Annotated in this window: 21 protein-coding genes; 14 read left to right on the plus strand and 7 right to left on the minus strand. The window is 52.2% G+C overall.

Annotated elements, in window-relative coordinates; translation table 11 throughout:
* Positions 1–12: 12 nt before the first annotated feature.
* From UNDKW_RS28810 to UNDKW_RS28820, 3 genes are all read right to left on the minus strand, one after another.
* A complete protein-coding gene (locus UNDKW_RS28810) occupies positions 13–276 on the minus strand; it encodes a hypothetical protein (protein WP_162061581.1) in 264 nt (87 codons plus the stop codon).
* Between the two features lie 41 nt (positions 277–317).
* Positions 318–1,820 carry a DUF4331 domain-containing protein gene (locus UNDKW_RS28815; protein ID WP_162061582.1) on the minus strand — a complete coding sequence of 501 codons (1,503 nt, stop codon included), beginning with the start codon at positions 1,818–1,820 and terminating at the stop codon, positions 318–320.
* A 110-nt stretch (positions 1,821–1,930) separates the two neighbouring features.
* Positions 1,931–2,848, minus strand: coding sequence for a LysR substrate-binding domain-containing protein (locus UNDKW_RS28820; RefSeq protein WP_162061583.1), 918 nt, complete (start codon positions 2,846–2,848; stop codon positions 1,931–1,933).
* A 117-nt stretch (positions 2,849–2,965) separates the two neighbouring features.
* Here UNDKW_RS28820 and UNDKW_RS28825 point away from each other — a divergent pair, with 117 nt between their 5' ends.
* Entirely contained in the window at positions 2,966–3,370 is a 405-nt protein-coding gene (locus UNDKW_RS28825; protein ID WP_162061584.1) for a tautomerase family protein, read from the plus strand.
* 160 nt (positions 3,371–3,530) lie between these two features.
* Complete coding sequence (locus UNDKW_RS28830) at positions 3,531–4,922, plus strand: RtcB family protein (protein ID WP_162061585.1); 1,392 nt, start codon at positions 3,531–3,533, stop codon at positions 4,920–4,922.
* Positions 4,923–4,990: 68 nt separating this feature from the next.
* Here UNDKW_RS28830 and UNDKW_RS28835 read toward each other — a convergent pair whose 3' ends face one another.
* Positions 4,991–6,520 carry a peptide MFS transporter gene (locus UNDKW_RS28835; RefSeq protein ID WP_162061586.1) on the minus strand — a complete coding sequence of 510 codons (1,530 nt, stop codon included), beginning with the start codon at positions 6,518–6,520 and terminating at the stop codon, positions 4,991–4,993.
* A 507-nt stretch (positions 6,521–7,027) separates the two neighbouring features.
* On the opposite strand from UNDKW_RS28835, the gene UNDKW_RS28840 reads away from it, so the two are divergent.
* On the plus strand, positions 7,028–7,207 hold the full coding sequence (locus tag UNDKW_RS28840; RefSeq protein ID WP_162061587.1) for a hypothetical protein: 180 nt from the start codon (positions 7,028–7,030) through the stop codon (positions 7,205–7,207).
* A gap of 143 nt (positions 7,208–7,350) precedes the next feature.
* Positions 7,351–7,749: a glutaredoxin domain-containing protein gene (locus UNDKW_RS28845; protein ID WP_162061588.1), complete on the plus strand. Its 399-nt coding sequence runs from the start codon at positions 7,351–7,353 to the stop codon at positions 7,747–7,749.
* An 80-nt stretch (positions 7,750–7,829) separates the two neighbouring features.
* On the opposite strand, the gene UNDKW_RS28850 is transcribed toward UNDKW_RS28845, so the two are convergent.
* Positions 7,830–9,788: a methyl-accepting chemotaxis protein gene (locus tag UNDKW_RS28850; RefSeq protein ID WP_162061589.1), complete on the minus strand. Its 1,959-nt coding sequence runs from the start codon at positions 9,786–9,788 to the stop codon at positions 7,830–7,832.
* A gap of 306 nt (positions 9,789–10,094) precedes the next feature.
* Between UNDKW_RS28850 and UNDKW_RS28855 the strand changes: the two genes are divergently transcribed.
* From UNDKW_RS28855 to UNDKW_RS28885, 7 genes are all read left to right on the plus strand, one after another.
* Positions 10,095–11,417, plus strand: coding sequence for a pitrilysin family protein (locus tag UNDKW_RS28855; protein ID WP_162061590.1), 1,323 nt, complete (start codon positions 10,095–10,097; stop codon positions 11,415–11,417).
* A gap of 1 nt (position 11,418) precedes the next feature.
* Positions 11,419–12,846: a pitrilysin family protein gene (locus UNDKW_RS28860; RefSeq protein WP_232063163.1), complete on the plus strand. Its 1,428-nt coding sequence runs from the start codon at positions 11,419–11,421 to the stop codon at positions 12,844–12,846.
* A 178-nt stretch (positions 12,847–13,024) separates the two neighbouring features.
* Complete coding sequence (locus tag UNDKW_RS28865; protein WP_162061591.1) at positions 13,025–15,487, plus strand: prolyl oligopeptidase family serine peptidase; 2,463 nt, start codon at positions 13,025–13,027, stop codon at positions 15,485–15,487.
* A 410-nt stretch (positions 15,488–15,897) separates the two neighbouring features.
* On the plus strand, positions 15,898–16,329 hold the full coding sequence (locus tag UNDKW_RS28870) for an ANTAR domain-containing response regulator (RefSeq protein ID WP_162061592.1): 432 nt from the start codon (positions 15,898–15,900) through the stop codon (positions 16,327–16,329).
* 108 nt (positions 16,330–16,437) lie between these two features.
* On the plus strand, positions 16,438–17,778 hold the full coding sequence (locus UNDKW_RS28875) for a sensor histidine kinase (protein WP_162061593.1): 1,341 nt from the start codon (positions 16,438–16,440) through the stop codon (positions 17,776–17,778).
* 22 nt (positions 17,779–17,800) lie between these two features.
* On the plus strand, positions 17,801–18,556 hold the full coding sequence (locus UNDKW_RS28880) for a LytTR family DNA-binding domain-containing protein (protein ID WP_162044253.1): 756 nt from the start codon (positions 17,801–17,803) through the stop codon (positions 18,554–18,556).
* A 235-nt stretch (positions 18,557–18,791) separates the two neighbouring features.
* Positions 18,792–19,601: a TatD family hydrolase gene (locus UNDKW_RS28885; protein WP_162061594.1), complete on the plus strand. Its 810-nt coding sequence runs from the start codon at positions 18,792–18,794 to the stop codon at positions 19,599–19,601.
* Between the two features lie 9 nt (positions 19,602–19,610).
* Here UNDKW_RS28885 and UNDKW_RS28890 read toward each other — a convergent pair whose 3' ends face one another.
* Positions 19,611–20,198, minus strand: coding sequence for a hypothetical protein (locus UNDKW_RS28890; protein WP_197893047.1), 588 nt, complete (start codon positions 20,196–20,198; stop codon positions 19,611–19,613).
* 81 nt (positions 20,199–20,279) lie between these two features.
* Between UNDKW_RS28890 and UNDKW_RS28895 the strand changes: the two genes are divergently transcribed.
* The 3 genes from UNDKW_RS28895 to UNDKW_RS28905 all read left to right on the plus strand — a co-directional run bounded on the left by UNDKW_RS28895 (position 20,280) and on the right by UNDKW_RS28905 (position 22,330).
* On the plus strand, positions 20,280–20,912 hold the full coding sequence (locus UNDKW_RS28895; protein ID WP_162044256.1) for a hypothetical protein: 633 nt from the start codon (positions 20,280–20,282) through the stop codon (positions 20,910–20,912).
* Positions 20,913–20,941: 29 nt separating this feature from the next.
* Positions 20,942–21,325: a hypothetical protein gene (locus tag UNDKW_RS28900; protein ID WP_162061595.1), complete on the plus strand. Its 384-nt coding sequence runs from the start codon at positions 20,942–20,944 to the stop codon at positions 21,323–21,325.
* A gap of 132 nt (positions 21,326–21,457) precedes the next feature.
* The gene (locus tag UNDKW_RS28905; RefSeq protein WP_162061596.1) at positions 21,458–22,330 is read left to right on the plus strand and encodes a DMT family transporter; all 873 of its coding nucleotides are present in this window, start codon (positions 21,458–21,460) and stop codon (positions 22,328–22,330) included.
* A 51-nt stretch (positions 22,331–22,381) separates the two neighbouring features.
* On the opposite strand, the gene UNDKW_RS28910 is transcribed toward UNDKW_RS28905, so the two are convergent.
* A complete protein-coding gene (locus UNDKW_RS28910) occupies positions 22,382–24,343 on the minus strand; it encodes a CocE/NonD family hydrolase (protein ID WP_197893049.1) in 1,962 nt (653 codons plus the stop codon).
* Between the last annotated feature and the right edge of the window lie 42 nt (positions 24,344–24,385).

A 24,385-nucleotide genomic window follows, 5' to 3' on the forward strand; every position in this document is an offset into this window, starting at 1 on the left:
ACCACGGTCTGTCTAGTTGACACTGACAGGTTCAGTTGCTTCCGGCGCTGTGACTACCACTGCATCGATGGATTGCGGTTCTGCCGTATCCGCTGCACCGAACAGGTTCAGCACATACTGCGTGAAGGTATCGATGACCGTAGGTGTGGTCGTCCCTGTTCCGGTGCCAGTACCGGGCGTCGTGGTACTGGTTGCGGGGCTGGAACTACCGCCACAGCCTGCCAGCATGAGCGTCAGCACTGTGCTGGCGATCAGATAAGTATGTCTTGCTTTCATGATTACTCCTTGAGTATGGTGTGCAAAATGAACCGAAACGTTTAGCGTTTCAGTGCGCCAGCCACAGGGGTTTTCAGGTAAGGGAAGGCATTGTCGATGAAGCTGCTATCCAGATAGGCGCCATCAGTGAAATCGATGCTGCCGGCTGGGGCATCAGCTGGTACGCAACCTATGCTGAGTGTGCACAAGCGACCCATGACTACACGCAAGGCGATATCTACCACGTCATCGCCTGGACGGCGGCCATTAGGGAAACCCGCACTGTCACCAGCGATGACACCCAGGCGATTTTGCGTTGCACTGACAGGCGTTGTGGTATTCAGACGCAGCATTTCAGATGGTGTGACTGTTGCTGGCTGATTGACACCCTTGATACCTGTCAGGAAAGCGGCGACCAGATCATTACGCGGGAAGTTGGTTGGTGCCTTGACACCAGCGCTGCCAAACAATACTTCTACCAATGCAGGCAGGGTAGGGTTGGTCACATAGTTGATGAACTGTGCATCGCCACTAGGTTTGCTATGGTTGAATTGATCCTTCTCCTTGAGACCAATCACGACTTCATTCACCAGTGGCATGCCCAGACGTGATACCTGCGTCCATGCGCCACCTTCCTTCGATGCCGCACCTGTGCTGCTTGGGGTCGGGTTAATCGCACGGCCCTGGCGCAAGCTGGCTGTCGTCCAGCCACCGATGACGGCTTCCTTGCCATTGGTCAGGCAACTGGTGGGTACTTCCATTTCTATCGCAGTGACGTTCTTCATGGCGAGGTCATCATGGCCAGCTTTTTCTGCATTTGGATCAAATGCAGTGGCAGGAGCCTTGATGTTGATCAAGTCAAAAGTTTCACCCAGGTTGACCACGAAGGGGTCTTTACGCTGGCCGACAAACACTTTACCCGGTGTCGTACAACCAGGAATATTGACGGAAAACACATGCTTGGCTGCATAGCTGGCGTAGTCAGGAATCGATTTATTACCGATGTAATCAACTGGTTTGTCAAAGGTGCTGGAGCCAGTGGTGGCATTGGTCACCGCCTGGCGGGTGCCAGTGCGGCGGTCGCCTGTCACCATGGTGACGGTATAGGTTTCACGTACATTCAAACCAGCAGGGTTCACACCGTCAATGGCACCGCCATTGATGACCAGCGGGATAGAAACTTTCTTGCCGCCAACAGTAAACTGCGCATCATTATTGGTATTGGTGAAGCGGAACTGGAAAGTCAGATGTTCTTTGCCATCACCGACATTGTCGATGTGGATTTCATACAGCGCGTCCGGGTCCATGGAGAAATAGTTCGGGCCGCCATAAGAATCTTGCAAGGGGGAGTAATTGGCAATCAGGGTAGTAAAGGCTGCGCGGTTGGCCTCATAGCTACGGAACATATAGAAGTCGGCAGCATCGACTTTGGGGTGGCGCGTAATAAACGGTGCTTCGCGGTGGCTGGAAGCCTGCGCTGGCAGCGAGGCAATGCCATTCAGACTACCTGCCGTGACCAGGGCGAGCAGGATTTTTTGATTGAACTTCGATGTTACTTGTCTCATGACCAACTCCTGAAGTGTAGGAAAAATGACCGTCGAAATTTAAAAAACTTTACGGGCACTGTTCTTACGCAGGAGATTTGGTTTTGGATGCAATTATTTAAAAATAATGTTTATTCCAGTTTGTCACCCGGCAAAGGGCTCAGCGCTGCCTGGCTTTGCAGCCAGTTGCAAAACAGGTCCAGTTTTTTATCTTGCTTACGGCTGCGCCGGGCGACATAGCGATAAGTGCTGGCACTGAAACCCAGTGGCGCGATCAGTCTGCCGCTGCGTATATCGTCTATTACCAGATGCCAGGGAGCAATGCAGACACCCAGACCGGCAATGGCGGCCTCCAGGGTAAAGTAATAGTGCTCGAATTCCCTGCCCTCTGCCGCAGGTGCCGCGCAACCAGCCGCCAGCCCCCACATTTGCCAGGCATTTGCCCTGGTGCGTGTATGCAATAGAGTTTTTCCGTTAAGGTCATTTGCTGCCGCTATCCTGATGCTGGCAGCCAGCGTGGGTGCAAGTACCGGCCCCAGCCATTCCTGAAACAGTGGCAAGATCCTGTCACTATCATCTGATTCTTCACCCGTTTCATCGACAATGATCACCAGGTCATAGCGCTCATGTTCAGTGTCTGTTGTGGCGTAGGGGCGACGGTCAGTGGAACTGAGCCTGACATCAATATCCGGATACCTGGAATTGAAATCATACAAACGTGGTATCAGCCATTTCACCGTGAAAGTGTTGAAACAGCAAACATCCAGCGTACCTCTATTGTCACTGCGCACCGCATTCACGGCAACATCGATCTGGTCAAAAGCAGCAGTCAGCGCGGGCAGCAATTGCCTGCCCATGGCACTCAGTTGCGGGCGGTTCTTGGAGCCTTCAAACAAGACCGTACCCAGGCTTTGTTCCAGTTGCTGGACCTGGCGGCTGATGGCGCCGGGTGTCACCGCCAGCTCATCGGCAGCGGTCGTCATGCGCCCCAGCCTGGCGGCGGCTTCAAAGGCGCGGAGTGCATTCAAGGGTGGCAGGCGACGTTTCATTATGTGAGTTTATCGCACATACGGGCGAGTGAATATCGATTTTCTTTCAGATTACTTTGTCTGAAAATGCTCTTTGTTGCCTTAACTTTCCATCCTATCAATTACAGGAAATATCACATGCCATTCATCCGCACCCATGTCAGCAAAAGTACCAGCCAGGAACAACGCCAGGCTATCGTCGAAGGCATACACCAGGCACTGGTCAGCAGCATAGGCATGCCGCAAGACGAATTATTCAATCTTGTCAGCAGTTATGAGGCCGAAGATTTTTTCTATAGCCGCAGCTTCAACGGCGTTACGCGTTCAGACAGGCTGGTGGTCATCGACATCAGCCTCAGGCGCGGTCGTAGCGATGCCATGAAGCGTGATCTGTATGCCCATATTGCAGAAAACCTCGTTGCCAATGCGGGTGTGGCAAAGGGTGATGTTTTCATTTTCATGCATGAAAACGATTATTCTGACTGGTCCACAGGCAATGGCAAATTCGCCATGGCGCTGGTGCAGCAGGTGGCCGCTGGCTGAAAAGCAGGGAATGCTGGCAAGAGACATTCCCCTGACAAATTGTTTGCAGATGCAGCAATTTTAGTTATACTAAAAATCTCCCTCTTGGCGCTGCTGCTAGAGGTACAAATGCCCCCGAATCGCCGGAGGCGCACCTGTACTTCAAATTTTGGTAGCAGCTATGACTTCTATTTCACGTTTACAATCTGCCCTGCAAAGACAGGGCATACGCGTTGAACATGCCAATGGCATTTTTCAACTTCATCATGAACATGCGCAGGCCACTGTCTTATTGCCTGAAAGTCTTCCTCTGGAAGAAAAGGCAGTAAAACAGTTAATGGCATTTGCCGCAGTCAAATCGGCGGACGGGCATCATGCGGTGTGCAAGGCTTGTGCAACGCCAGACTTTCATCCTGGCAGTATTGCGCCGGTAGGTTCCATCGTTGCCACCGATGCTGGCTTTGTGATTCCCGCAGCGATAGGTACGGATATCAATTGCGGCATGCGCTTGTTGACTACAGGCTTTAATTTGTCCCAGGCTAGCCAGCACAAGCCTGCACTGATACGTCAGTTGCAACGTGTCTTGCTGGAAAATGGCCGGGATGTGCCTGCCCATGCCAAGGCCTTTGCCGCACTCAGCGATGCGGGTCCATCGGCTTTTCTCGACAGCTTGCCTGACGGCGGCATCTGGGCCACAGCCGACCGCAACCGCCTGCAACAAGAACTTGCTGCCTGCATAGGCTTGCAGGAATTTGCAGGTGCCAGCCGCTATGCACCTGAGGCCTGGTTCAATCGCGATGGCATCGTACGCGACCCTAGCCTGGGTACGCCAGGCGGTGGTAATCACTTTGTTGAATTGCAGATTGTCGATGCCGTCTTTGACCGCCACTTGGCTTATCGTGCAGGCCTGGCCAAGGACGATATCGTCGTCATGATACATAGTGGCTCACGCGATGTGGGCTTCTATGTCGGCCAGCGCTGGATGGACAGGGCCAGGGCAGAATGGCCTGCCGGTCTCAAGCATCCAGACACTGCCCTGTATGGACTCAGCGGAGTGCTGGCTGAGGAATACCTGCAAGCCATGGGCGTGGCAGCCCGTTATGCCTGGGCCAACCGCATGGTATTGGCAGAACTGGTCAGGCAGCAATTGCAAGCAGTGCTGGGGGATGCCAAATCGTCCCTGATCGTCGATGTGCCACACAATGTCATCTTGCGTGAGCATGGCATGAACATCCACAGGAAAGGCGCAACTCCGGCGCGCGAGGGTGACCTGGCCCTGATCCCCGGCTCCATGGGCGATGCCAGTTACCTGGTAGAAGGTCTTGGTAATCCGGACTGGTTATGGTCATGCAGCCATGGTGCAGGCCGCCGTGTGCGCAGGCAGGATGTACGGCGTCTGCGACATGACAACAGCGAAGCCAACTGGCAATGCGTGAGCCTGCGCGAAGAGCGCAAGGTGGAAGAAGCGCCGCAAGCCTATAAACCCATAGGCCCGGTCATAGAAGCGCAAGAAACAGCTGGCCTGATCAAGGCAGCAGTCAGGCTGAAACCCTGGGTGACATTCAAGGCGTAAATAGCATGAGCATAAAAAATCCCCGCGCAATATGAATTGGGCGGGGATTTTTTTATGCAGCGAACAGCTTAGTGGATGCCGTGCATTTTCTTTTTCATCCAATTATTCAGCAACATCAGGACAATACCTGCACCTATCGGTATCAGAGTGAAGATCAGGAAGAAGATTGACAATGAATATTGTTTCGAGATTGCTCCGATATAACTGCCGCTGTAACCAGCCAGTTTATTTGCAATCGCCGTATTGAGGAACCACACGCCAAACATCAGGCCCAGCAAACGTGGTGGTGCCAGTTTACTGATGTAAGACAGGCCGACCGGAGAAATGCACAGCTCGCCCATGGTATGGAAAAAGTAAGCAGCGATCAGGAAAATCATGCTGACGCCTGCAGTTTTCGCACCGGCAGGGATGCTGGCAGCACCGTAGGACAGGGCAGCAAAACCCAGGCCCAGCAAGATCAGGCCAACGCCGAATTTGATAGGGCCGCTAGGGTTCCAGTGTTTTTCCCACATCTTGGAAAACATTGGTGCCAGGATCACCAGGAAGAAAGAGTTCAATACACCAAACCAACTGGCGGGAACATTAGATTGCTCAAGCGCAAACTCACGTTGCAACATCCAGACTACCAGCACCCAGATTGCGCCTATGCAGGTGACCAACAGCGCATTTGAAAGCAGATAACGCTTGGCCGTGCCGGCGAATAATTTGATTAACAGCCATGACAGAATGACGGTAGGTATGATAGTCATCAGGCTATTGATGATCTTGAACACCATGCCGCTGGTGCCGACCAGGGTGCGGTCAGTAAATTTATCCGCAAAAATGGTCATGGAACCACCAGCTTGTTCAAATGCGAACCAGAAAAAGATGGTGAAGAAAGAAAATACGCAAATCGCCAACAGACGGTCGGCTACGATATGTGGTTCTGCTTCTTCAACTGCGACGACTTCGGTCGTTTGCTGGGACTTTGCCAGGCCGATATCACCAAAGATACCCTGGCCAAAATAGAACTGGATTGCGCCCAATAACATGAAGGCACCGGCCAGGCCAAAGCCCATGGGCCAGGAGATATTTTCGCCGATATAACCGCACAGCAGGATGCCAAAGAAAGCGCCAGAGTTCACGCCCATGTAGAACAGGGTATAGCCGCCGTCACGGCCGGCTTCATTTTCCTTGTTATACAACTGGCCTACGATGGCAGAGATATTTGGTTTGAACAAACCCGTACCTGCAACTACCAGGCCGAGACCTATGTAAAAGGTAGTTGGCGTATCAAACAGCAGACATGCATGACCAGCTGCGATGATGAAACCTCCAAGTACGACAGAACGCCTGCTGCCCAGTATCTTGTCGGCAATATAACCACCCAGGATAGGCGTCAGATAGACCAGACCGGTATACCAGCCATACAAGGACAGAGCTTCTTCGTCGCTCCATCCCCAACCGCCATCTATGAGTTTGCTGGTCAGGAACAGTACGATCAAGGCGCGCATGCCGTAATAAGAAAACCGTTCCCACATTTCTGTAAAGAACAGGACGAACAAGCTATCCGGGTGTCCCAGAATAGTGTGTGCACCTGGCGTTTGAATTTGGTTCAAAGTGCTCTCCAATAATTATTTTGTGTAAAAGTCGCAGCTGGCCGCAAAATTTTTTTCAATGCGTACCTGGAAATGATATGAATTGAGTCAATTCGGCGCGTAGCTTACCACGACAAAAACCTCATATAAAAAGACATATGCTGCATTGCAGCAAAAACTGCTGCGCCTATTTCCCATGGGTGCTTAACAGGTACTTTAGTGGAGTTGCAGATATTTCACCTGTGAAGCAGGCGATTTTTGCAACAAAATAAGTAATAAAAAAGCAAATTTTCTGTGCAAGTGCAATAGTTAAATACTGTTAATCCAAATATATTTGATGGTATTATTTTGTCGAATTAGTAATTTGCAAAAAAGCATGAGCCAGCTTGGGAAGACAAAATCTGTGAACTTGCTGGCAGACGGGAATTATTCAGGTTTTGTTCAGGTTTAAAAACCGGCATTTGATCTGGGGGCGAATGTTACGGGGTTGTTCTGTTTCCCCATCACTCAATAAATCAGGAGAATTCGATGCTCAAATCAACAACGAAAAAATTAATTGCACTTGCATTGGCAATTGGCTGCAGCGCTGCGTTTGCCTACCCTCCTCCATTCTATTTCTGCAATAAAGAATGCATCAAGCAAGGCCCACGTGGCTCTGAGGCTTGGGCTGCCTGTATGGAAGAATGCCTGAACGGGTATCCGGAATAAGGATTTTTCAGGGATAAAGCCCTGGCCACTGTGCTTATGAGCCGCTGGCCTGGCGTATCTGTCCCACAGCAGTGACCAGTAACAGCCTGGTCACTGCCTGTGAGAAAATCTAGTTCATCACCTCTTGTTGAATGAAAGCCAGTATGAAAACAGCCAGGACGATCCTGACCTATGTCGCCATCATCGCCGTTGGCCTGCTGATAGGCTATGTCTTGCCACGCCTGAGTGTATGGATGAAACCCGCTTACCAGGAAGCCGATTATTCTGCTCATTTGAGCGAGGCAAAAACCCAGGTAGTGATGTATGGCACAGCCAGCTGTAGTTTTTGCAATATGACTCGTGCTTATTTTAAAGAAAACAAGATCAGCTACGCTGACCTGGATGTAGAAAAATCACCTGCCGCTGCCAGCAGGCATGCAGAACTGGGTAGTGGTGGCGTCCCCGTCATCATCATAGGCAAGCGCATGATACGGGGCTATCAGCCTGAGGTATTCAATGACGCCTTGCAGGTGCTGGCAAAGACGCAGACTGCGGCGAAATAGCGGCAAGTTGAAGAATGAAAAATGGACATCGGACACGGGTCTTGATGTCCATTTGTTTTTTACCCGACTGTAGCTTGTGATTAATGCACCTTGAACACCAGCAGTGCCTGCCACAATTTTTGCGCTTCTTCTTTCAGTGAAGCTGCCGCCGCTGCTGACTCTTCCACCAGCGCCGCATTTTGCTGGGTAGTTTGGTCCATCAGACCTATCTCATTCGTGATCTGGGCGATGCCATGACTCTGTTCGGCAGAGGCACTGGAGATTTCATTGAGTATCGTCGAGAGACCTTCAACTGATGCCAGTATCTCGGTCATGGTCTTGCCTGCATGGCCCACGACCTCGGAACCCATATCGACTTTGGCAATCGAGGTTTCTATCAGTGACTTGATTTCTTTCGAAGCGATGGCGCTGCGCTGGGCCAAATTGCGTACTTCTGACGCGACCACGGCAAAGCCCCTGCCCTGTTCACCCGCCCTGGCCGCCTCGACTGCCGCATTCAGTGCCAGGATATTGGTCTGGAAGGCGATGCCCTCAATGGCGGCGATGATGTCAAACATCTTCTTCGACTCAGCCGAGATGCCCGCCATGGTATTGACCACTTTATCTACCTGGGTGCTGCCGCGTTGCGCCGTCTGCGCTGCCGAGACGGCGAGCTGGCGCGCCTGCTCGGCGTTGCCGGCATTTTGCCTGACTGTCTGGTTCAGGCTTTCCACGCTATTGGCAGTTTGTGCGAGTGATGATGCCTGGTTCTCTGTCCTTTGCGACAGATCAATATTGCCCATGGCGATTTCGCCTGATGCATTCGAGACAAACTCGCTGCTGTCGCGGATATGCGTGACCATGGACGTCAGTTGTTGTTGCATGCCCTGCAGGGCGTACAGCATGCTGCTGTTGTCGCCGGTTTTTAATGTTACCACCGTGGTCAGGTCTCCTTCAGCCACACTCCTGGCTATCTTGACGGCAACATCCGGCTCGCCACCCAGCGGCGCGATGACCAGCCTGTTAATCACGAATGTCAGGATGGCCGATACCACCAGCACGCTGAAGATACCGATCAGGATGGCGGTATTGCGCAGGTAATGCACGTCAGCCAGGATTTTGTTTTCTGGCACGCTGATAACAAAAGACCATGGCGTTGTGGTTGCCCCTATCTGTATGGGCACGTAGATGCGGTTCACCGTAGTCTGCATGCCGCTGTGCTCAACAGTATCGCTATATGTCTGGCCGGTCTTGATGGCTGCCTTGGCGGCTTTTGCAGCAGCACCATCACCGATATTCTGTCCCACGTTTTTTGCATCGGCATCACCGATATAGATACCGTTATTCGATATCAGGCTGGCATAGCCGGTTTCATAAGGGTGGATTTTGCTGACATCTTCCTGGAAACCCGCTACCGGCAAATCCACCGTCACCGCACCTATGACCTGGCCCTTGGCCTTGACCGGAACGGTGACCGTGGTCATGAATACATCCTTGCCAGCGATTTTGTACATATAGGGTTCGAGCAAGACTTCATTGCCGCTTTTTTTGGCCAGCAGATAATAGTCACCTGCACCTTCTTTCTCATAATCAGTCAGCGCTTCGACCTGGGTCTTGCCGCTGCCGCGGTTCCAGTAGGGCAGGTAGCGGCCAGTCGCATCATGGCCCTCTTTGCCAGCGTATTCGCTGTCTTTGCCATCGAAGGCATTGGCTTCCCATATCGTGCCTACGCCAGTAAATTCAGGGTGGCCTTCCAGCACACTTTTCAGTAACAGATCAGCATTGGCGCGGTCTGCCTTGCCGTTGGTCTGCATCGCAGCCAGCTCAAACGCCAGGCTGCGTGCCGCATGCAGGGCGAGGTTGATGCGCTCTGCCACTTTGCCAGCGTTGTTGATAGCGAGCTGTTTCGCATATTGCTGGGCCGATTCCTGCTGCATGCTGCCAGCCTGTCTGGTCAGCAGGCTGATGGTGACGGCAAAACCGGCCAGCACCATGGCCAGCACAGCGAAGAGCATTTTTGCCCGCAAACCAAAGCGGGCAGGGGAAGGAGTGGATATCATCGTGTCGAACCTTGCATTTTTCTGCGCAGGAATGCCTGCAATGTTATGAATGATATGACGGATTATGACAATCTTGCCGCAGTGAATAACGCAGTGCATAAGTTACGTAGCGCAATCGTGATTATTTGCAACGATTTGTGCAACGATTTTGCTTGCCAGTATGACAAATTCAGGTTTAGATTCATCAGTCTTTATATATCCAGAATATTTTTGATCCGAACTACAAGCAGTTTTAATTGTCGTAGCTCAGGGATCAGCACCCGCAACCATTAAATAAACAAATACGCATACAAGGGAGAAAATGCAATGAAGTGGAAAACCATGGCTGCTGTCGGCGGTCTGTATCTGGGCATGATGGCGGGGACGGCCCAGGCTGTCACGGCTGAGCAGGTGAAAACCTTTACCCTGCCAAATGGCATGAAGTTCCTGGTACTGGAAAACAGCACGATACCCAATGCGAACATGTACACCTACTGGAAAGTCGGGTCGCGTAATGAAGTACCGGGCATCACCGGCCTCTCACATTTCTTTGAACACATGATGTTCAATGGCTCGAAAAAATTCGGCCCCAAGCAATTTGACCGCACCATGGAAGCCAATGGCGGCGCCAATAATGCCTATACCAGTAATGATTTGACGGTGTATCAGGACTGGTTCCCGGCCACCGCCCTGCCGACCATTTTTGATCTCGAAAGCGATCGTATCGCCAATCTCAGCATAGACCCAAAGATGGTTGAGAGCGAGCGCGGCGTAGTCTTGTCCGAGCGCAGCACTGGCCTGGAGAACTCGAACCTGCGTGCGCTGTGGGGGGAAGTCTATGCTTCGGCCTTCCGCGCCCATCCTTATTCCATTCCTACTATCGGCCATGAGTCCGACATCAAGGCCTGGACGCAAGATGATTTGCAGCGTTATTTCAATGTCTATTATTCCCCGAATAATGCGGTGGCCGTCATTGTTGGTGATGTCAAGGCCACAGAAGTAAAACGCCTGGCCGAACAGTATTTTGCCAATGTGCCACAGCGCGCCCTGCCACCTGTCGTGCGTACGGTAGAGCCTGAACAAAAAGGCGAACGCCGGGTGTTTGTCCGCAAGGAGTCTGCGACTGCTGCTAATCTCATGGTCTCTTACAAGATGCCAGCGACCAGCAACCCTGACTACTATGCCCTGAGTGTCATCGCCAGCATACTCACCGATGGCAAGACTTCACGCATGTATCAGGCCCTGGTGGATCAACGTCTGGCAACCCAGGTTGGTGCCGATCATGGCAAGAATTTTGACCCCGGCCTGTTCAATTTCTTTGCCGTTGCTGCCAACAAGGTGCCTGCCGCCAAGGTTGAGGCTGCCTTGCTGGCCGAGATAGACAGGCTGGTCAAGGATGGTGTCACGGCAGATGAATTGCAAAAAGTAAAAAACCAGAAACTCCTGAATTTTTACCGCACCCAGGAAACCATCAATGGCAAGGCCGCCCAGCTGGGTGAATATGAAATGTTCTTTGGCGATTACAAGAAACTGTTTGACGCACCGGATGCCTATCGCAAATTGACTCCTGCCGATATCCAGAACGTTGCTGCCAAATACTTTAAAAAATCACAAAGAACAGTAGGCGTGCTCGCTGCTGTGGAGGAATAAGATGATGACTCAGAAAATGATCAGTAAGAAAACTCTGGCCTGCAGTTTGGTCGGGCTGGCCAGCCTGAGCTTGCTGGCTGCAAATAGCCAGGCTGCCGAATTCCGCCTGCCTGCCTTTGAAACCACCAAGCTGCCTAATGGCCTGACCGTATATTTGATGGAGCGCCACGATGTGCCCCTGATTGCCGTGCGCGCTGTCGTCAAGGCGGGTGCCGTCAGTGATGCTGACAAAGCAGGTCTGGCCAACCTGACTGGCGACGCCTTGCTGTTAGGCAGCAGCAAGTTTGATAAAAAGACCCTGGACCAGAGCTTTGATTTTCGAGGTGGACGCATAGCCAGCAGCACCTCGACAGAAGCCACTTCCCTGAACGCGGATTTTGCCAGCGCCGATGTGGATGTACTTTTGCCCATCTTTGCTGACGCGGTATTGCACCCTACGTTTGAAGCAGAAGAATTTGGCAAGCTGCGTTCACGTACTGTAGATGGCCTGAAGCAAGCCAAAGAAAGCCCACGCAATGTCGTGCAAACCTATTACCGCAGCATGCTGTTCGGTAATGGCGCTTATGCCAATCCCGTCACTGGCACGGTCAACAGCGTGACAGCGCTGCAGGTTCAGGATGCAAAAAAATTCCATGCAAGTTATTACAGGCCAGAAAATGCAGCCCTGGTAATCGTCGGTGATTTCAAGCCCAGCGTCATGCGCGCCCAGTTGGCCAGCTTGTTCGGTGCATGGAAAGCCACCACCGCCGTGCCTGCAACTGTCGCCAACGGCAAGGTCGAGGCAGACAAGGCCCGCGTCTGGCTGGTCAATAAGTCAGACGCTGTCGAAACCACCTTCCTGTTCGGTGGCAAGGGCATAGCACGCAATGACCCTGACTATGTACCGCTGCAAGTCATCAATACCATTCTGGGTGGGCGTTTTACTTCCTGGCTCAATGATGAATTGCGTGTCAATTCTGGCCTGACCTATGGCGCGGGCAGTAGTTTCAGCCCGCTGGCTGAAACAGGCAGCTTTGCTGTTTCCAGCTTTACCGCCACTCCCAAGACCGAGGCCGCACTGGCACTGGCAGCCAAGACTTACCAGCGCCTTTGGGACAAGGGCATCGATGCCGCGACCCTGGAATCAGCCAAGGCCTATGTCAAAGGGCAATTCCCGCCACGTTTTGAAACCAACCAGCAACTCTCTGGCTTGCTGGCTGACATGTTTGTTGCCAAGGTAGGGCGTGAACAAATTGATCATTTCATGCGCGATGTGGATGGCCTCAACGTAGAGAAAGCCAAGCAACTAGTCGATAAACACTTCCCGCGCGACAAGCTGCAAATGGTCTTGATAGGCAAGGCAGAAAGCATACGTGGCATTGCTGCCAATTATGGCGAAATGACCGAACTCGACATTACTGGCAACGGCTTTGCACCCGGTGCAAAATAAGTGATACGCCATCATGAGACCTTAACTAAGCTGTAAAAAGCCTGTAAAGCGCTTACAATGCAATAAAAAACTCCGCCCCTTAGTTGCAAATAAGGGGCGTTAGTTTTTTATAGGGCACAAAAAATTATCAAATTAGCCCTGAAATTATTGTCAAGTTGTACATCGGGATGCTCTGTTAATGATACGTATCAAACCCTTGTTCGCCGCCGCTGCACTCGTTCTGTCAGCGTCGGCAAGTTACCAGATCCAGGCTGGCAATGTAGCAGAATCCGGCTACCAGCTGCCACCTGCAGAATTACAGGCTGTGGTCGATGCACCGAGGGGGCCATTGTTCCGCCTGGGGCCGCAACGCAAGACAGCATTGCTGCTGACCCTGCCTGGCCTGCCCAGTATTGCCGATGTCTCGCAGCCAGAGCTGCGCCTCGCAGGTTTGCGCATCAATCCACGTACCCGCGCCGCCAGCCATTTTGATTTTGGCAATGGCATGAGTTTGCTGGATGTCGCTACCGGCAAAGCGCGTGAAGTCAAGGGCTTGCCAGCCAGGCTCAAGATAGCCGAAACCGCCTGGTCGCCTGATGAACAGTGGCTGGCTTTCAGCCTGTGGGTAGATGGCGGTGTCGAATTGTGGTTGCTGGATATCAAAAAAGGCACGGCTCGCCGCCTGATGGCCGACAAACTGAATGCCGTAACCGGCCCCGGTTTTTCATGGATAGAAGGTTCAGAAAAAATACTGGTCAGGCTGACACCCCTGCATCAAAAGGAATTGCCACCCATGCCTGCAGTACCCGTCGGGCCGAATATGCAAGAGACCAAGGGCGGCAAAATGCTGCAAAACCGCATTTATCCCGACATGCTGAGGACAGCGCGTGATAGCGACACCCTGGACTGGTATCTGCAGACTCAACTCGGCATCGTCAACCTGAACGGTGAGTTGCGCCGTATCTCACGCCCCATGACGCTGATCAAATCCCTGGCTTCACCAGATGGCAAGCTGATACTGACCACGCAATTGCGCCGCCCTTATTCCACCATGTTGCCGGTAGATCGTTTTGGCCAGTTGATTGAGCTCTGGGATATTCAGGGCAAAAAAGTCAAGACGGTGGCTGAGCGCCCGCTGCGTGAACGCATCCCCACAGGCAATGATGCCGTGCAGGCCGGGCCACGCGACTTTGGCTGGCGCACCGACAAACCTGCGACCCTGTACTGGCTGGAAGCGCAGGCAGGTGGCGACCCTGAAGTGAATAGCAAGATCCATGATGCCCTGTTCCAGCAAGCGGCCCCGTTTGATGCTCCGGCACAAAAAATCATGGACCTCGGCTGGCGTTTTGGCAATGTACAGTGGGGCAATGATTATCTTGCTGTGGTCACCGAGAACTGGGTCAAGACCCGCGATACCCGCACCTGGCGCATACAGCCTGGCGTACCTGACAGCAAGCCCGAGCTCATGTTTGCCCGCAAGTCAGAAGACCAGTACAGCAATCCTGGCAACCCGGTCATGACCCAGAATGCCCAGGGTCGCCTGGTCTTGCGCATCAGCCCTGACGGCAAGGCCATTTTTTTCACCGGCACCGGTGCCAGTGCCGAGGGTGACCGTCCCTTCCTCGATAAATTTGACCTGACCAACAAACAGATCACCCGTCTGTGGCGCTCACAAGCCCCGTATTATGAAGAGATACTGGCTTTGCTGAATGACAAGGGCAACAGCTTTATCACCAGCCGTGAGTCAGTCGAAGAAAGGCCAAACTTCTATTTCTATGACTTGCAAGCCAGTGCCTCGCCTCGCGCATTGACGCAATTCCCGCATCCCATGCCGCAGTTCAAGGGCATCAAGAAACAGCAAATTCGTTATGAACGTGAAGATGGGGTTGACCTGACCGCCACTTTGTATCTGCCACCTGGATATGACCCCAAGCGCGATGGTCCGCGCCCTGTGCTGATGTGGGCTTATCCGCGTGAATTCAAATCAGCAGAAGCGGCTGGCCAGGTACTGGGTTCACCCTACAAGTTCAACCGCATTTCCTATAATGGCCCGCTGCCCATGCTGGCCCGTGGCTATGTCGTGCTGGATGGCCCTACCATGCCCATCATCGGTGAAGGCAAGAAAGAACCAAACGATACCTATCTGGAACAACTGAAGATGGATGCCGAAGCTGCCGTCGATGAAGTCGTGCGTCTGGGCGTGGGAGACCGCAACCGTATCGCTATCGGTGGTCATAGCTATGGTGCTTTCATGACGGCCAACCTGCTCGCGCACACCCGCTTTTTCCGCGCGGGGATTGCCCGTTCGGGTGCTTATAACCGCAGCTTGACGCCTTTCGGCTTTCAGTCTGAAGACAGGAATTACTGGAAAGCCAACAAGGTCTATCAGGAAATGTCGCCCTTCAATTTCGCTCACCAGTTCAAGGACCCGATCCTGTTCATTCATGGCGAGCAAGACAATAACTCTGGCACCTTCCCCATGCAGAGCGAACGCATGTACCAGGCCATACAGGGTCTGGGTGGGGCCACCAGATTGTCGATGCTGCCAAATGAAAGCCATAGCTACCGCGCCCGCGAATCGATATTGCACATGCTGTGGGAGCAAGACCGCTGGCTGGAGATGTATGTCAAGAATGCCAAGCCGGACGGTAACCGGGAATAAGATATACGCAAAATAAATAATAGTGATGGAAAGGCGGTAGATCAGAACTCATTTCATCGATAGGGATGAGTGCGAACAAGACGATTTGGGATGCAGTGCAAGGCCTCAGGTATGTACCCTGTGCAGCTAAGGCGTCCGCCTTAGCAAGAGGCACAACGCAGCAATGCGCCCAAATCGTCAGTTCCCGAAGGGTTTGTTTCATAATCTGTGCTGGCGTGCAGGTGTTGACAATTTGCCTGTTGCCATTTGGCAACGTTATTGACAGCCTCGTCCGCCATACCAGCACAGGTTATGAGACAAACGCATCTCATTCCTATTGATGAAATGAGTTCTACATATCTGCCGCCTTTTTTACATGAACTTAAAGTTTTGCATTAATATGCAAATTGAATCTTTTTCTACTTGCAGCCATGCTAAAAGCCGTCATTCTGGATGCCAATGCTGTTGCCCGCAATTTGTTGACCTCTGTTCTGATGAATGGGGGGCATGAAGTCGTGGGAGATGCCAATCTGGCTCCCGCCAGCCTGGCCCGCGTGATCAAGCTCAAGCCGCAGATCGTTTGTGTCGATATCGGCGAAACCGATGAAGAAGGCCTGGCCTTGCTCGACAAGATCAGGGCAGACTTGCCCAAGGCATTATTATTCCTGGTGTCATCAAAAATCGATGCGACCGTATTGCAGACGGCTCAGGAGCGCGGTGTTCACGGCTTCATCGTCAAACCTTTCAATTCTGTTGCCGTGCTGACTTCCATACGCAATACCATCATACGCATTGCCAAACAGCAAAGAGCAAGCACGGCTGAAGCGGCCCGAGAAGCTGGCGGCGAAACGGCGGCGGAATAATTCGTCGCTGCAAAATCGCGTTTCATCGACTGCCAGCCAGTTTTATCGCATTCTTCCTTTCTCTTTACGACTTTCCTTAGACTAGCTACAACCATATAAGGAAACGCCATGCCAGCCACCAATCCTATGCGCACAGCTTTACATACTTCAGAACAGTTATTGCCATCCGAAGTGACGGCAAGGAGCGAGACCTGGCTGACCCGCGCCCGCAACTACCCGGTGTTTTCACGTACCTGGTTCCGTTACCGGGCGCAGGCCTGGATAGGTTTGTTCATCATTGTTGACTTGCTGGTCATCGCGACAGGTCTGGTAGCAGATACAGATCTGCGCAAACTGGCAGTGGCTTTTGTTCCCCTGACCATCGGTGGCACGGCCCTGCATCTGATTGGCCCTGCAATGGCAGTATGGGTCAGGAACCAGGCTTATGCCAGCAAGAAAGAAGCCATATTGCTGATCACGGCATTACTGGTTGGCGCAGGTATCAGTTATGGCATTATTTCCGGGACTAACTACGCCACCAAATACCTGGCTTATGGCGCTGAAAATATGGAGTTTGCCGTCGGCGGCAGCATCACCGCCACCAGTGCGTCAACACCTAAAACCGACAAACCGACGGCAGGTATCACGGTGCGCCCAGTCGAGGAAAGTGATAAGGACAAGAGCATCAGCAAGATTGAGCATTCACCTGCCTTGAAAATGTTGCTACAAGGTTTTTCTTTCATGCTGGTGTTTGGGCTCGTCACCTATACTGCAGGTGCAGTTGATCTCTGGTATTTCTTCCGCCAGAAAAAACGCCTGCTGGAAGTCATGCGCCAGCGTGAACTCAGCCTCGCCCAAGAGGCACGCCGTGAAGCTGAATTGCGTTTGTCGGTACTGGCAGCGCAGGTGGAGCCGCACTTCCTGTTCAATACCCTGGCTGGTGTACGTTCTGCCATCCTCACGGAACCTGAAAGAGCCACTGCTATCGTTGATCATCTCGTCGATTATTTGCGTGCCACCATACCGCAAATGCGCAATGACGGCAGTTCTGCCCAGGCCAGGCTCAGGCAACAGCTGGAAGCTGCCAGCGCTTACCTGGGTCTGATGCAGGCACGCATACCGCGCCTCAGTTATAGCGTTGATAGTGAAGTGACAGATGCCGCATTGCCTCCACTGATGCTGATTTCGCTGGTCGAGAATGCCGTCAAACATGGTGTGGAACCCAAGGTAGGTGCGGTGCATATTGCAGTCCATGCGAAGAAAATCAATCGTTACGGCGAAGACCTGCTGGAACTGACAGTCGCTGACAATGGCGTTGGCTTTGCAGGCAGCAGTTCTGGTACTGGCATAGGTCTGGCAAATATCCACGAAAGGCTGGAATCCACCTATGGAATACGCGCCAGCCTGGTGTTGAAAGCAAGAGCTGAAGGCGGTGTTGCCGCGACCATATTGCTGCCTCTGGAAGCCTGATAGAAATAACGAAAGTAAAGACATGACCACAGCCATCATCGCCGACGACGAAGATTTACCACGTAAAGAATTACGCCGCATGCTCAATAAAGTCTGGCCAGAACTGGAGATACTGGCTGAATGCGAACACGGTGCCGAAGCGCTGGAAGCCATACACCAGGAAGAACCGGATATCGCTTTTCTGGACATACGCATGCCAGGCATGACGGGCCTCGATGTGGCCCATGCCGTAAAAGGGCGCTGCCATGCCGTCTTCACCACAGCTTATGACAGCCATGCACTGGATGCCTTTGCCGCTGGTGCCGTTGATTATCTGCTCAAACCTGTGTCTGAAATCAGGTTACAGGAAGCCGTCACCAGATTGAAAGAACGCATCGCCAGCAAACAACCGGTGGCAGATGTCAGCCAGCTCATGTCTGAACTCGACAAGCGTCTGAAGAATACGACTGCAGAACGCATACGCTGGATCAGTGCCAGTGTGGGCGATACCATCAAGATGTTCCCGGTAGAAAAAATCCTGTTCTTCAGTTCAGATGAAAAATACACGCGTGTAGTCTGTGCCGATGATGAAGCCCACGTGCGCAAGCCTTTGAAAGAAATCATGGATGGTCTTGACCCGGACATCTTCTGGCAAGTGCATCGCGGCACTGTGGTGCGCGCTGATGCGATTACCCGTGCACACAGGGATGAACTGGGCAAGTACACGGTGGAACTGCGGGGTTTGCAAGAAAAGCTCAAGGTTAGTCAGGCGTATGCCTGGCGCTTCAAACCCATGTAATGGCCTCACGGTATGCCAAATCCCACAATTACGAAACGAAACGCTTGATGTTTTCATTCAAGTCGCATTAAGATGGCGCTGACGTTGAAACCAGCGTCATCTTTTTAAAAATAAGATTTGGACCTATCCAGACTATTCCCTCGCAGTTTCTGCTTCTGAATACCCTCAGTTTTATCTGTATTGTTTACTGAGCGGCTAGTAATCCAAATAATAAAAACAACAGGAAATTTATACCATGCTACAAAAACCTGCACTGATAGATATCGGTGCGAACCTCAGCAACCATCGTTTTCACAATGACCTTGATGCCGTCATCTCACGCGCAAAACAGGCAGGTATTGAACACATCATTGTCACCGGCACATCCGAGCGTGCCAGCCATGATGCGCATGCGCTGACACAAACTTATTCCGGTTATTTAAGCAGCACCGCAGGCGTCCATCCGCATGAAGCAAAGAACTGGAATGCGCAATGTGCAAACGCCATAGAAAAACTTGCGGCCAGCGATACTGTGGTGGCCGTTGGCGAATGCGGTCTCGACTATAACCGCATGTTTTCGACTGAAGTACAGCAACGCGCCTGCTTTGAAGCGCAACTGCAATTGGCCGTAGGTTTGCAAAAACCGGTGTTCCTGCATGAACGTGATGCGCACGATGATTTTTTCGCTCTGTTGAGGCAATACCGTCCACAGCTCAAAGGTGCGGTGGTGCACTGCTTCACTGGTAATACTGAAGAGTTGCGTGCCTATCTTGACCTCGATTGCCACATCGGTATTACCGGCTGGATCTGTGATGAAAGGCGTGGGGATGATTTGCGCAAGGCGGTCAAATTTTTGCCCAAAGACAAGCTCATGATAGAAACCGATGCGCCGTTTTTATTGCCACGCAATTTGTCTGTACGCCCGCAGGATAACCGCAATGAGCCCATGCACTTGCCAGTTGTGCTGGAAGCAGTCGCTGCTATTTTGCGGATATCGCCCGTGACACTGGCACAGCAAACCCGAAAAAATACCATGCAGTTTTTTGGCTTGCCCTTGGCTGGCTAATACCAGCGCTTATACTACTTGATCAGTGCTTTCAATGACATCGGCAGCTATCGGTGTTGCCACTGCCGTTGGTTTTTGCAAGCCACGCGACCAACGCAACAGGCCAACTGCATAACTGATGTAATACGCAGCCAGCATGCCAAACAGGAACAGAGTCAGCGGGCTGCTGGAAAAATCACCAGGTGGCGCAGCGAAGGACTGCGTAGTGAAATAAATGCTGCCCATGCGCCAGGCGATGCGGCCTATCATCAACAATGACAGCGCTATGCCCAGGTGGGCATTTGGCGTATAGAATTTCCCGGCAGGGCTGTTATCAAATTTGGTCAGGCGCAAGCCATACATGCCCAGGCCACTGCCAACGATCAGGCCTGCCAGCATGAACAGCAGGTTGCCCTCATGTTTCATGGCGCCCAAAGCCACCAGCGTTATCAGGACAGGGAAAATAACTACTGTCATCATCGCACGCACACCAGAGTATTTCTGCCTGCCCACCATGCGCCGTATGCGCGAGATGATACGCCAGACGATGAAGGCACCCACAGCGGCAGCTATCGTCCGGGAAGTGGGGTTGCAGTTGCCATGGAAAACTTTCTGCATAGCGTGTAGAAAAGTTTTGCAAGCTTATCATCTGCAAAATCCCCGTCAGTACAGGAATGTATCAAGTCATTTCAAATTACCATGTCAGGATTTTTTGCATGCCTGCATGAAACCCTGTATCGTTTGCAGCTATTGTGTATCCTGTACTTTTATGTCCTCATGAAAATAACAACCACCCTCGCGCTGCTCTTGCCCGCATTGTCCCTGGTCGCCTGTGCCAATTACACTCCGCGCCTGAAGCCGGATGAAAAACTGACCGAAACGGACAGTTTTATATATGGCAGTTTTCAGATCAAGACTGAAAAAATACTGGTCTCGGCAGATGGGCATGTCAGCATGGGGCTTAATCTCACATGTCAGGATGGTAGCAAGTATCTGCTGCGTTTTTACCGTGAAAATCCTGTGCATGTAGTCAAGATCAAGCCATCCATTTGTGATATCGATGAGATTGTGTATACAGACGCAGATGGCAACGTCAGGGAGGTTGGTAGCTTTCGTAATCCCATACGCAATCTGGTATTCAAACCCGGCAAGGCATATTATCTCGGCGATTTTTCTGCCACTGCGCACACCGACATAGGCCTGAAGACGAATAATATAAAATGGTCGATGCGAAATCCTGTCGACAGGTTTGCCTACACCACAGAACTGGTGCATAGCCTGTATCCGAATACCGTAGGCATAAGCAAAGTCAACATGGGGCTGGCGAAGTAGGAGTGCAAATGCATGGAGCCTGAAGTGAAATGAAACGTCTCATTTTGTTTGGCACAAGTTGCTTCTTGCTGAATGTTGCAAATGCCCAGGAATTATCTACTGCCAGGTACGTCGGTGCCATGGAAGGTGCAGTGCAGGCATGCATCTCAGCCTTCCCGGAAAAAGCCGCCATCTACAGCGATACACTGTACCGTTCGGTGAAATGCCATTTTACCGAGTCTGAATTTCATCAGTGGCACGATAAACTGCGCAATCAGATGCCGCACCGCGAACTATATAGCAAAGGCTATGCCGAAGGAAAGAAGAGCCTCAGCGATTATCCCGCGAACAGGAAGCGCGAGTGTGCCAGTCTTGAAGCCATCGCTTGCGACCCCAATGGTGATCCTCGCCGTGACCGGGATTTTGATACGTAGGAAGTTCCTGATCCAGATGCTTGTGATCTCCTGTTTTTAGTCGCTCATCCCTCGCATGTCCGAAAGCTGCCAGCAGCTTCTCACTTAGTTTGTTAAGCTGCTGTCCTGGTCTGGATACTCATGGAGTGCTTAATGCGCAGTGCTGATTTATTACGTTTGATTTCCCTGGCCGCCATCTGGGGTGCATCCTTCCTGTTCATGCGGGTACTGGCGCCCGTGGTCGGGGTATTGTGGAGTGCTGAGGTCAGGGTGGGACTGGCAGGTATCGCCTTGCTGACACTGATGTATGTGACCAATCGTGCGATGAATTTCCGTACAAACTGGAAGTCATTTTTAATCCTCGGCACGATTAATTCAGCCCTGCCGTTTGCCCTGTATTCTTATGCGGCACTGAGCATACCGGCTGGTTACTCGGCCATCGTGAATGCCACCAGCCCGCTCTGGGGTGCGGTGATGGGGGCGGCATTCCTTGGTGAGCGGCTGACCCTGCGCAAGATGGCGGGCATGGCGATAGGAGTACTTGGCGTTGCCTTCCTGGTGCGCCTGGGTCCGGTGGAATTCAACAGCAAGCTGGTACTCGCAGTGCTGGCCTGCGTGGGTGCAACCTTGTGCTATGCGATAGTCGGTATCTATACCAAGAAAAAACTCACAGGCATCACACCCATGCAAATGGCGACTGGTTCACAGGTGGGTGCCGCATTTGTATTGCTGCCTTTCCTGCCGCTGGCACCAGTGCAGGGTGAAATCACGGCAACTATTGCGATGGTGGCCGTGGCACTTGCTTTGTTATGCAGTGCAGTGGCTTACCTGATTTACTTCCGCCTGATGGCAGACCTGGGGCCAACCAAGGCTTTGACGGTGACTTTCCTGATTCCGCTGTTTGCCTTGCTGTGGGGCTATCTGTTCCTCAATGAACATATCACCATGAATACCGTCATAGGCTGCGCAGGTGTGGTACTGGCGACCTGGCTGGTGGTGTTCCAGCCAGCTCAAAAACCAGCTTAAAGATTGACCTTAAAAAATGCCGCTGACTCTATATGGGGCAGCGGCATTTTTTTATTCATCTAGTGCTGGCAAGACCTTGACATGGAGGGCACTTGGTTGCTGGCTACCAAAATAAACTTTATGTGTAGCCTTGATGAAATCACTGTCCTTGGCTTCGTAAATGTTAGGCACAAAGGATTGTGGGTTACGGTCTATGAAGGGGAACCAGCTGGATTGCACCTGCACCATGATACGATGGCCGCGCTGGAAGGTGTGGAAGACATCATTGATGGCAAACTTCACCTTGGTCATCTGGTTCGGTACCATAGGCTTGGCTGTTTCGAATCCATCGCGGAAGCGGGCGCGGAAAGGTTCGCCGCGTACCAGGGTTTGCTGGTTGCCACGATTGGTTTGCGCATCAATTTCAAGGTTGGCGGGATTGACATCAATGAGCTTGACGACAAAATCAGCATCGCTGCCAGTGACGCTGACAAACAAATCTGCACTTAGCGGGCCGGCGAGTGTCACGTCTTTTTCCAGCACTTCACTTTGCCAGCTCACTACATCCGGGCGGCTGGTGGCAAAGCGCTGGTCGGCTGCTATGTATTGCTTGCTCCAGCGCGTTTCTATCTCGGTGGTATAGGGCACAGGTTTGGCCGGGTCGCTGATGTATTCTGCAAATTGCGCATCCTGATTTGCCGGTGCGCTAAAGCTCAGCTTGCCATTCGCCTGGAAGTACAGGGCCTTGTCCTTGCCCTCTTTCGGTGGCCAGGCATCAAAACCGCGCCAGCGGTTGGCGCCGGTTTCAAACATCCAGGCTTCGGCCAGCGTGGGCTTGTCGCCGGTTTTCAGATAATGCTTGAAGAAGGCAAATTCCACCGGCTGATACGTCTGCACCGTCTTGTAGCCAAAGTTGGCATCACCCACTTTGTCGCCATCACTACGGAACCAGCCGCCATGCGTCCATGGGCCGATGACGATAGTGTTTTGTATGCCAGGGTTTTGTTTTTCTATGGCCTTGTAGGTATTGAGCGGGCCATATAAATCTTCTGTGTCATACCAGCCACCCACAGTCAGGACAGCGGCCTTGATGTTCTTCAGATGCGGCAGGATATTGCGGCTTTGCCAGAAGCTGTCGTAATTTGGATGTGCCGTGATATCGTTCCAGAAAGGGATGCCGTTCTTGAAGTAACGGCTATTCGCATTGGCGACCGAACCCAGGTCCAGGAAGAACTGGTAACCATCCGGTGTACCAAAGTTAAAGGTTTTCCAGCCAGCACCTGTGGTCGGCTGCGGACGTGGCTGGCCAAAACTGTGGAAGAAGCCAAAGGCCATCTGCAGGTTGAAAGCGCCATTCCTGTGCATGTCGTCACCACGGAACCAGTCAGCAATTGGTGCCTGCGGTGACACCGCTTTCAATGCCGGGTGGCTGTCAATGGCACCAGCCGATGTATAAAAACCGGGGTAGGAATTACCCCACTGGCCGACCTTGCCATTATTGTGTGGCAGATGCTTGATCATCCATTCTATGCTGTCATAGGTATCGCTGCTTTCATCGACATCGGTTTTGGATTTTTTGTCGTCTATGTGCGGGCGCATGTTGACGAACTCGCCTTCCGACATATAGGTGCCACGCACATCCTGGTAGACAAAGATAAAGCCATCTTTCTCATACTCGGCAGTTGGCCCCAGCATGGTTTTATATTGATCGCTGCCATAAGGCCCTACCGAATAAGGCGTGCGGCTCATCAGGATGGGATAACGCTTGCTGGCGCTGGCATCGTTCGGTACATAGACAGAGGTGAACAGGAGCTTGCCGTCGCGCATGGGGATGCGGTATTCGAATTTGGCATAGTTTTTACGGATGTACTCGGCACGCAACCTGGCAGCGTCAGCCTTGTCGTCAGTGACCGTGCTGCTGGCGCTGGTGATGTTGCTGCTCAAGGCCAGTGCTGGTGTGGCGATGCTGGTCAGGATTGCGCCCAGCATGATGGATAGCGCAGGCAGGGCCTGTCGCAACTGCGGTGTTCTCATGATGTTCCCCGAATATTTTTTTGTGTGCTTAGGGCCAGCCAG

Origin of the sequence: Undibacterium sp. KW1, from assembly GCF_009937955.1 — a bacterium.
Classification (GTDB): Bacteria; Pseudomonadota; Gammaproteobacteria; order Burkholderiales; family Burkholderiaceae_D; genus Undibacterium.

Excerpts from the sequence above, each read along its gene's own strand:
- UNDKW_RS28875 (WP_162061593.1), top strand. The coding sequence starts at position 16,438 with ATGCCAGCCACCAATCCTATGCGCACAGCTTTACATACTTCAGAACAG.
- UNDKW_RS28850 (WP_162061589.1), bottom strand. The coding sequence starts at position 9,788 with ATGATATCCACTCCTTCCCCTGCCCGCTTTGGTTTGCGGGCAAAAATG.
- UNDKW_RS28870 (WP_162061592.1), top strand. The coding sequence starts at position 15,898 with ATGCTAAAAGCCGTCATTCTGGATGCCAATGCTGTTGCCCGCAATTTG.
- UNDKW_RS28885 (WP_162061594.1), top strand. The coding sequence starts at position 18,792 with ATGCTACAAAAACCTGCACTGATAGATATCGGTGCGAACCTCAGCAAC.
- UNDKW_RS28865 (WP_162061591.1), top strand. The coding sequence starts at position 13,025 with ATGATACGTATCAAACCCTTGTTCGCCGCCGCTGCACTCGTTCTGTCA.
- UNDKW_RS28880 (WP_162044253.1), top strand. The coding sequence starts at position 17,801 with ATGACCACAGCCATCATCGCCGACGACGAAGATTTACCACGTAAAGAA.
- UNDKW_RS28845 (WP_162061588.1), top strand. The coding sequence starts at position 7,351 with ATGAAAACAGCCAGGACGATCCTGACCTATGTCGCCATCATCGCCGTT.
- UNDKW_RS28895 (WP_162044256.1), top strand. The coding sequence starts at position 20,280 with ATGTCAGGATTTTTTGCATGCCTGCATGAAACCCTGTATCGTTTGCAG.
- UNDKW_RS28810 (WP_162061581.1), bottom strand. The coding sequence starts at position 276 with ATGAAAGCAAGACATACTTATCTGATCGCCAGCACAGTGCTGACGCTC.
- UNDKW_RS28860 (WP_232063163.1), top strand. The coding sequence starts at position 11,419 with ATGATGACTCAGAAAATGATCAGTAAGAAAACTCTGGCCTGCAGTTTG.
- UNDKW_RS28900 (WP_162061595.1), top strand. The coding sequence starts at position 20,942 with ATGAAACGTCTCATTTTGTTTGGCACAAGTTGCTTCTTGCTGAATGTT.
- UNDKW_RS28820 (WP_162061583.1), bottom strand. The coding sequence starts at position 2,848 with ATGAAACGTCGCCTGCCACCCTTGAATGCACTCCGCGCCTTTGAAGCC.
- UNDKW_RS28905 (WP_162061596.1), top strand. The coding sequence starts at position 21,458 with ATGCGCAGTGCTGATTTATTACGTTTGATTTCCCTGGCCGCCATCTGG.
- UNDKW_RS28890 (WP_197893047.1), bottom strand. The coding sequence starts at position 20,198 with ATGCAGAAAGTTTTCCATGGCAACTGCAACCCCACTTCCCGGACGATA.
- UNDKW_RS28825 (WP_162061584.1), top strand. The coding sequence starts at position 2,966 with ATGCCATTCATCCGCACCCATGTCAGCAAAAGTACCAGCCAGGAACAA.
- UNDKW_RS28830 (WP_162061585.1), top strand. The coding sequence starts at position 3,531 with ATGACTTCTATTTCACGTTTACAATCTGCCCTGCAAAGACAGGGCATA.
- UNDKW_RS28855 (WP_162061590.1), top strand. The coding sequence starts at position 10,095 with ATGAAGTGGAAAACCATGGCTGCTGTCGGCGGTCTGTATCTGGGCATG.
- UNDKW_RS28815 (WP_162061582.1), bottom strand. The coding sequence starts at position 1,820 with ATGAGACAAGTAACATCGAAGTTCAATCAAAAAATCCTGCTCGCCCTG.
- UNDKW_RS28840 (WP_162061587.1), top strand. The coding sequence starts at position 7,028 with ATGCTCAAATCAACAACGAAAAAATTAATTGCACTTGCATTGGCAATT.
- UNDKW_RS28910 (WP_197893049.1), bottom strand. The coding sequence starts at position 24,343 with ATGAGAACACCGCAGTTGCGACAGGCCCTGCCTGCGCTATCCATCATG.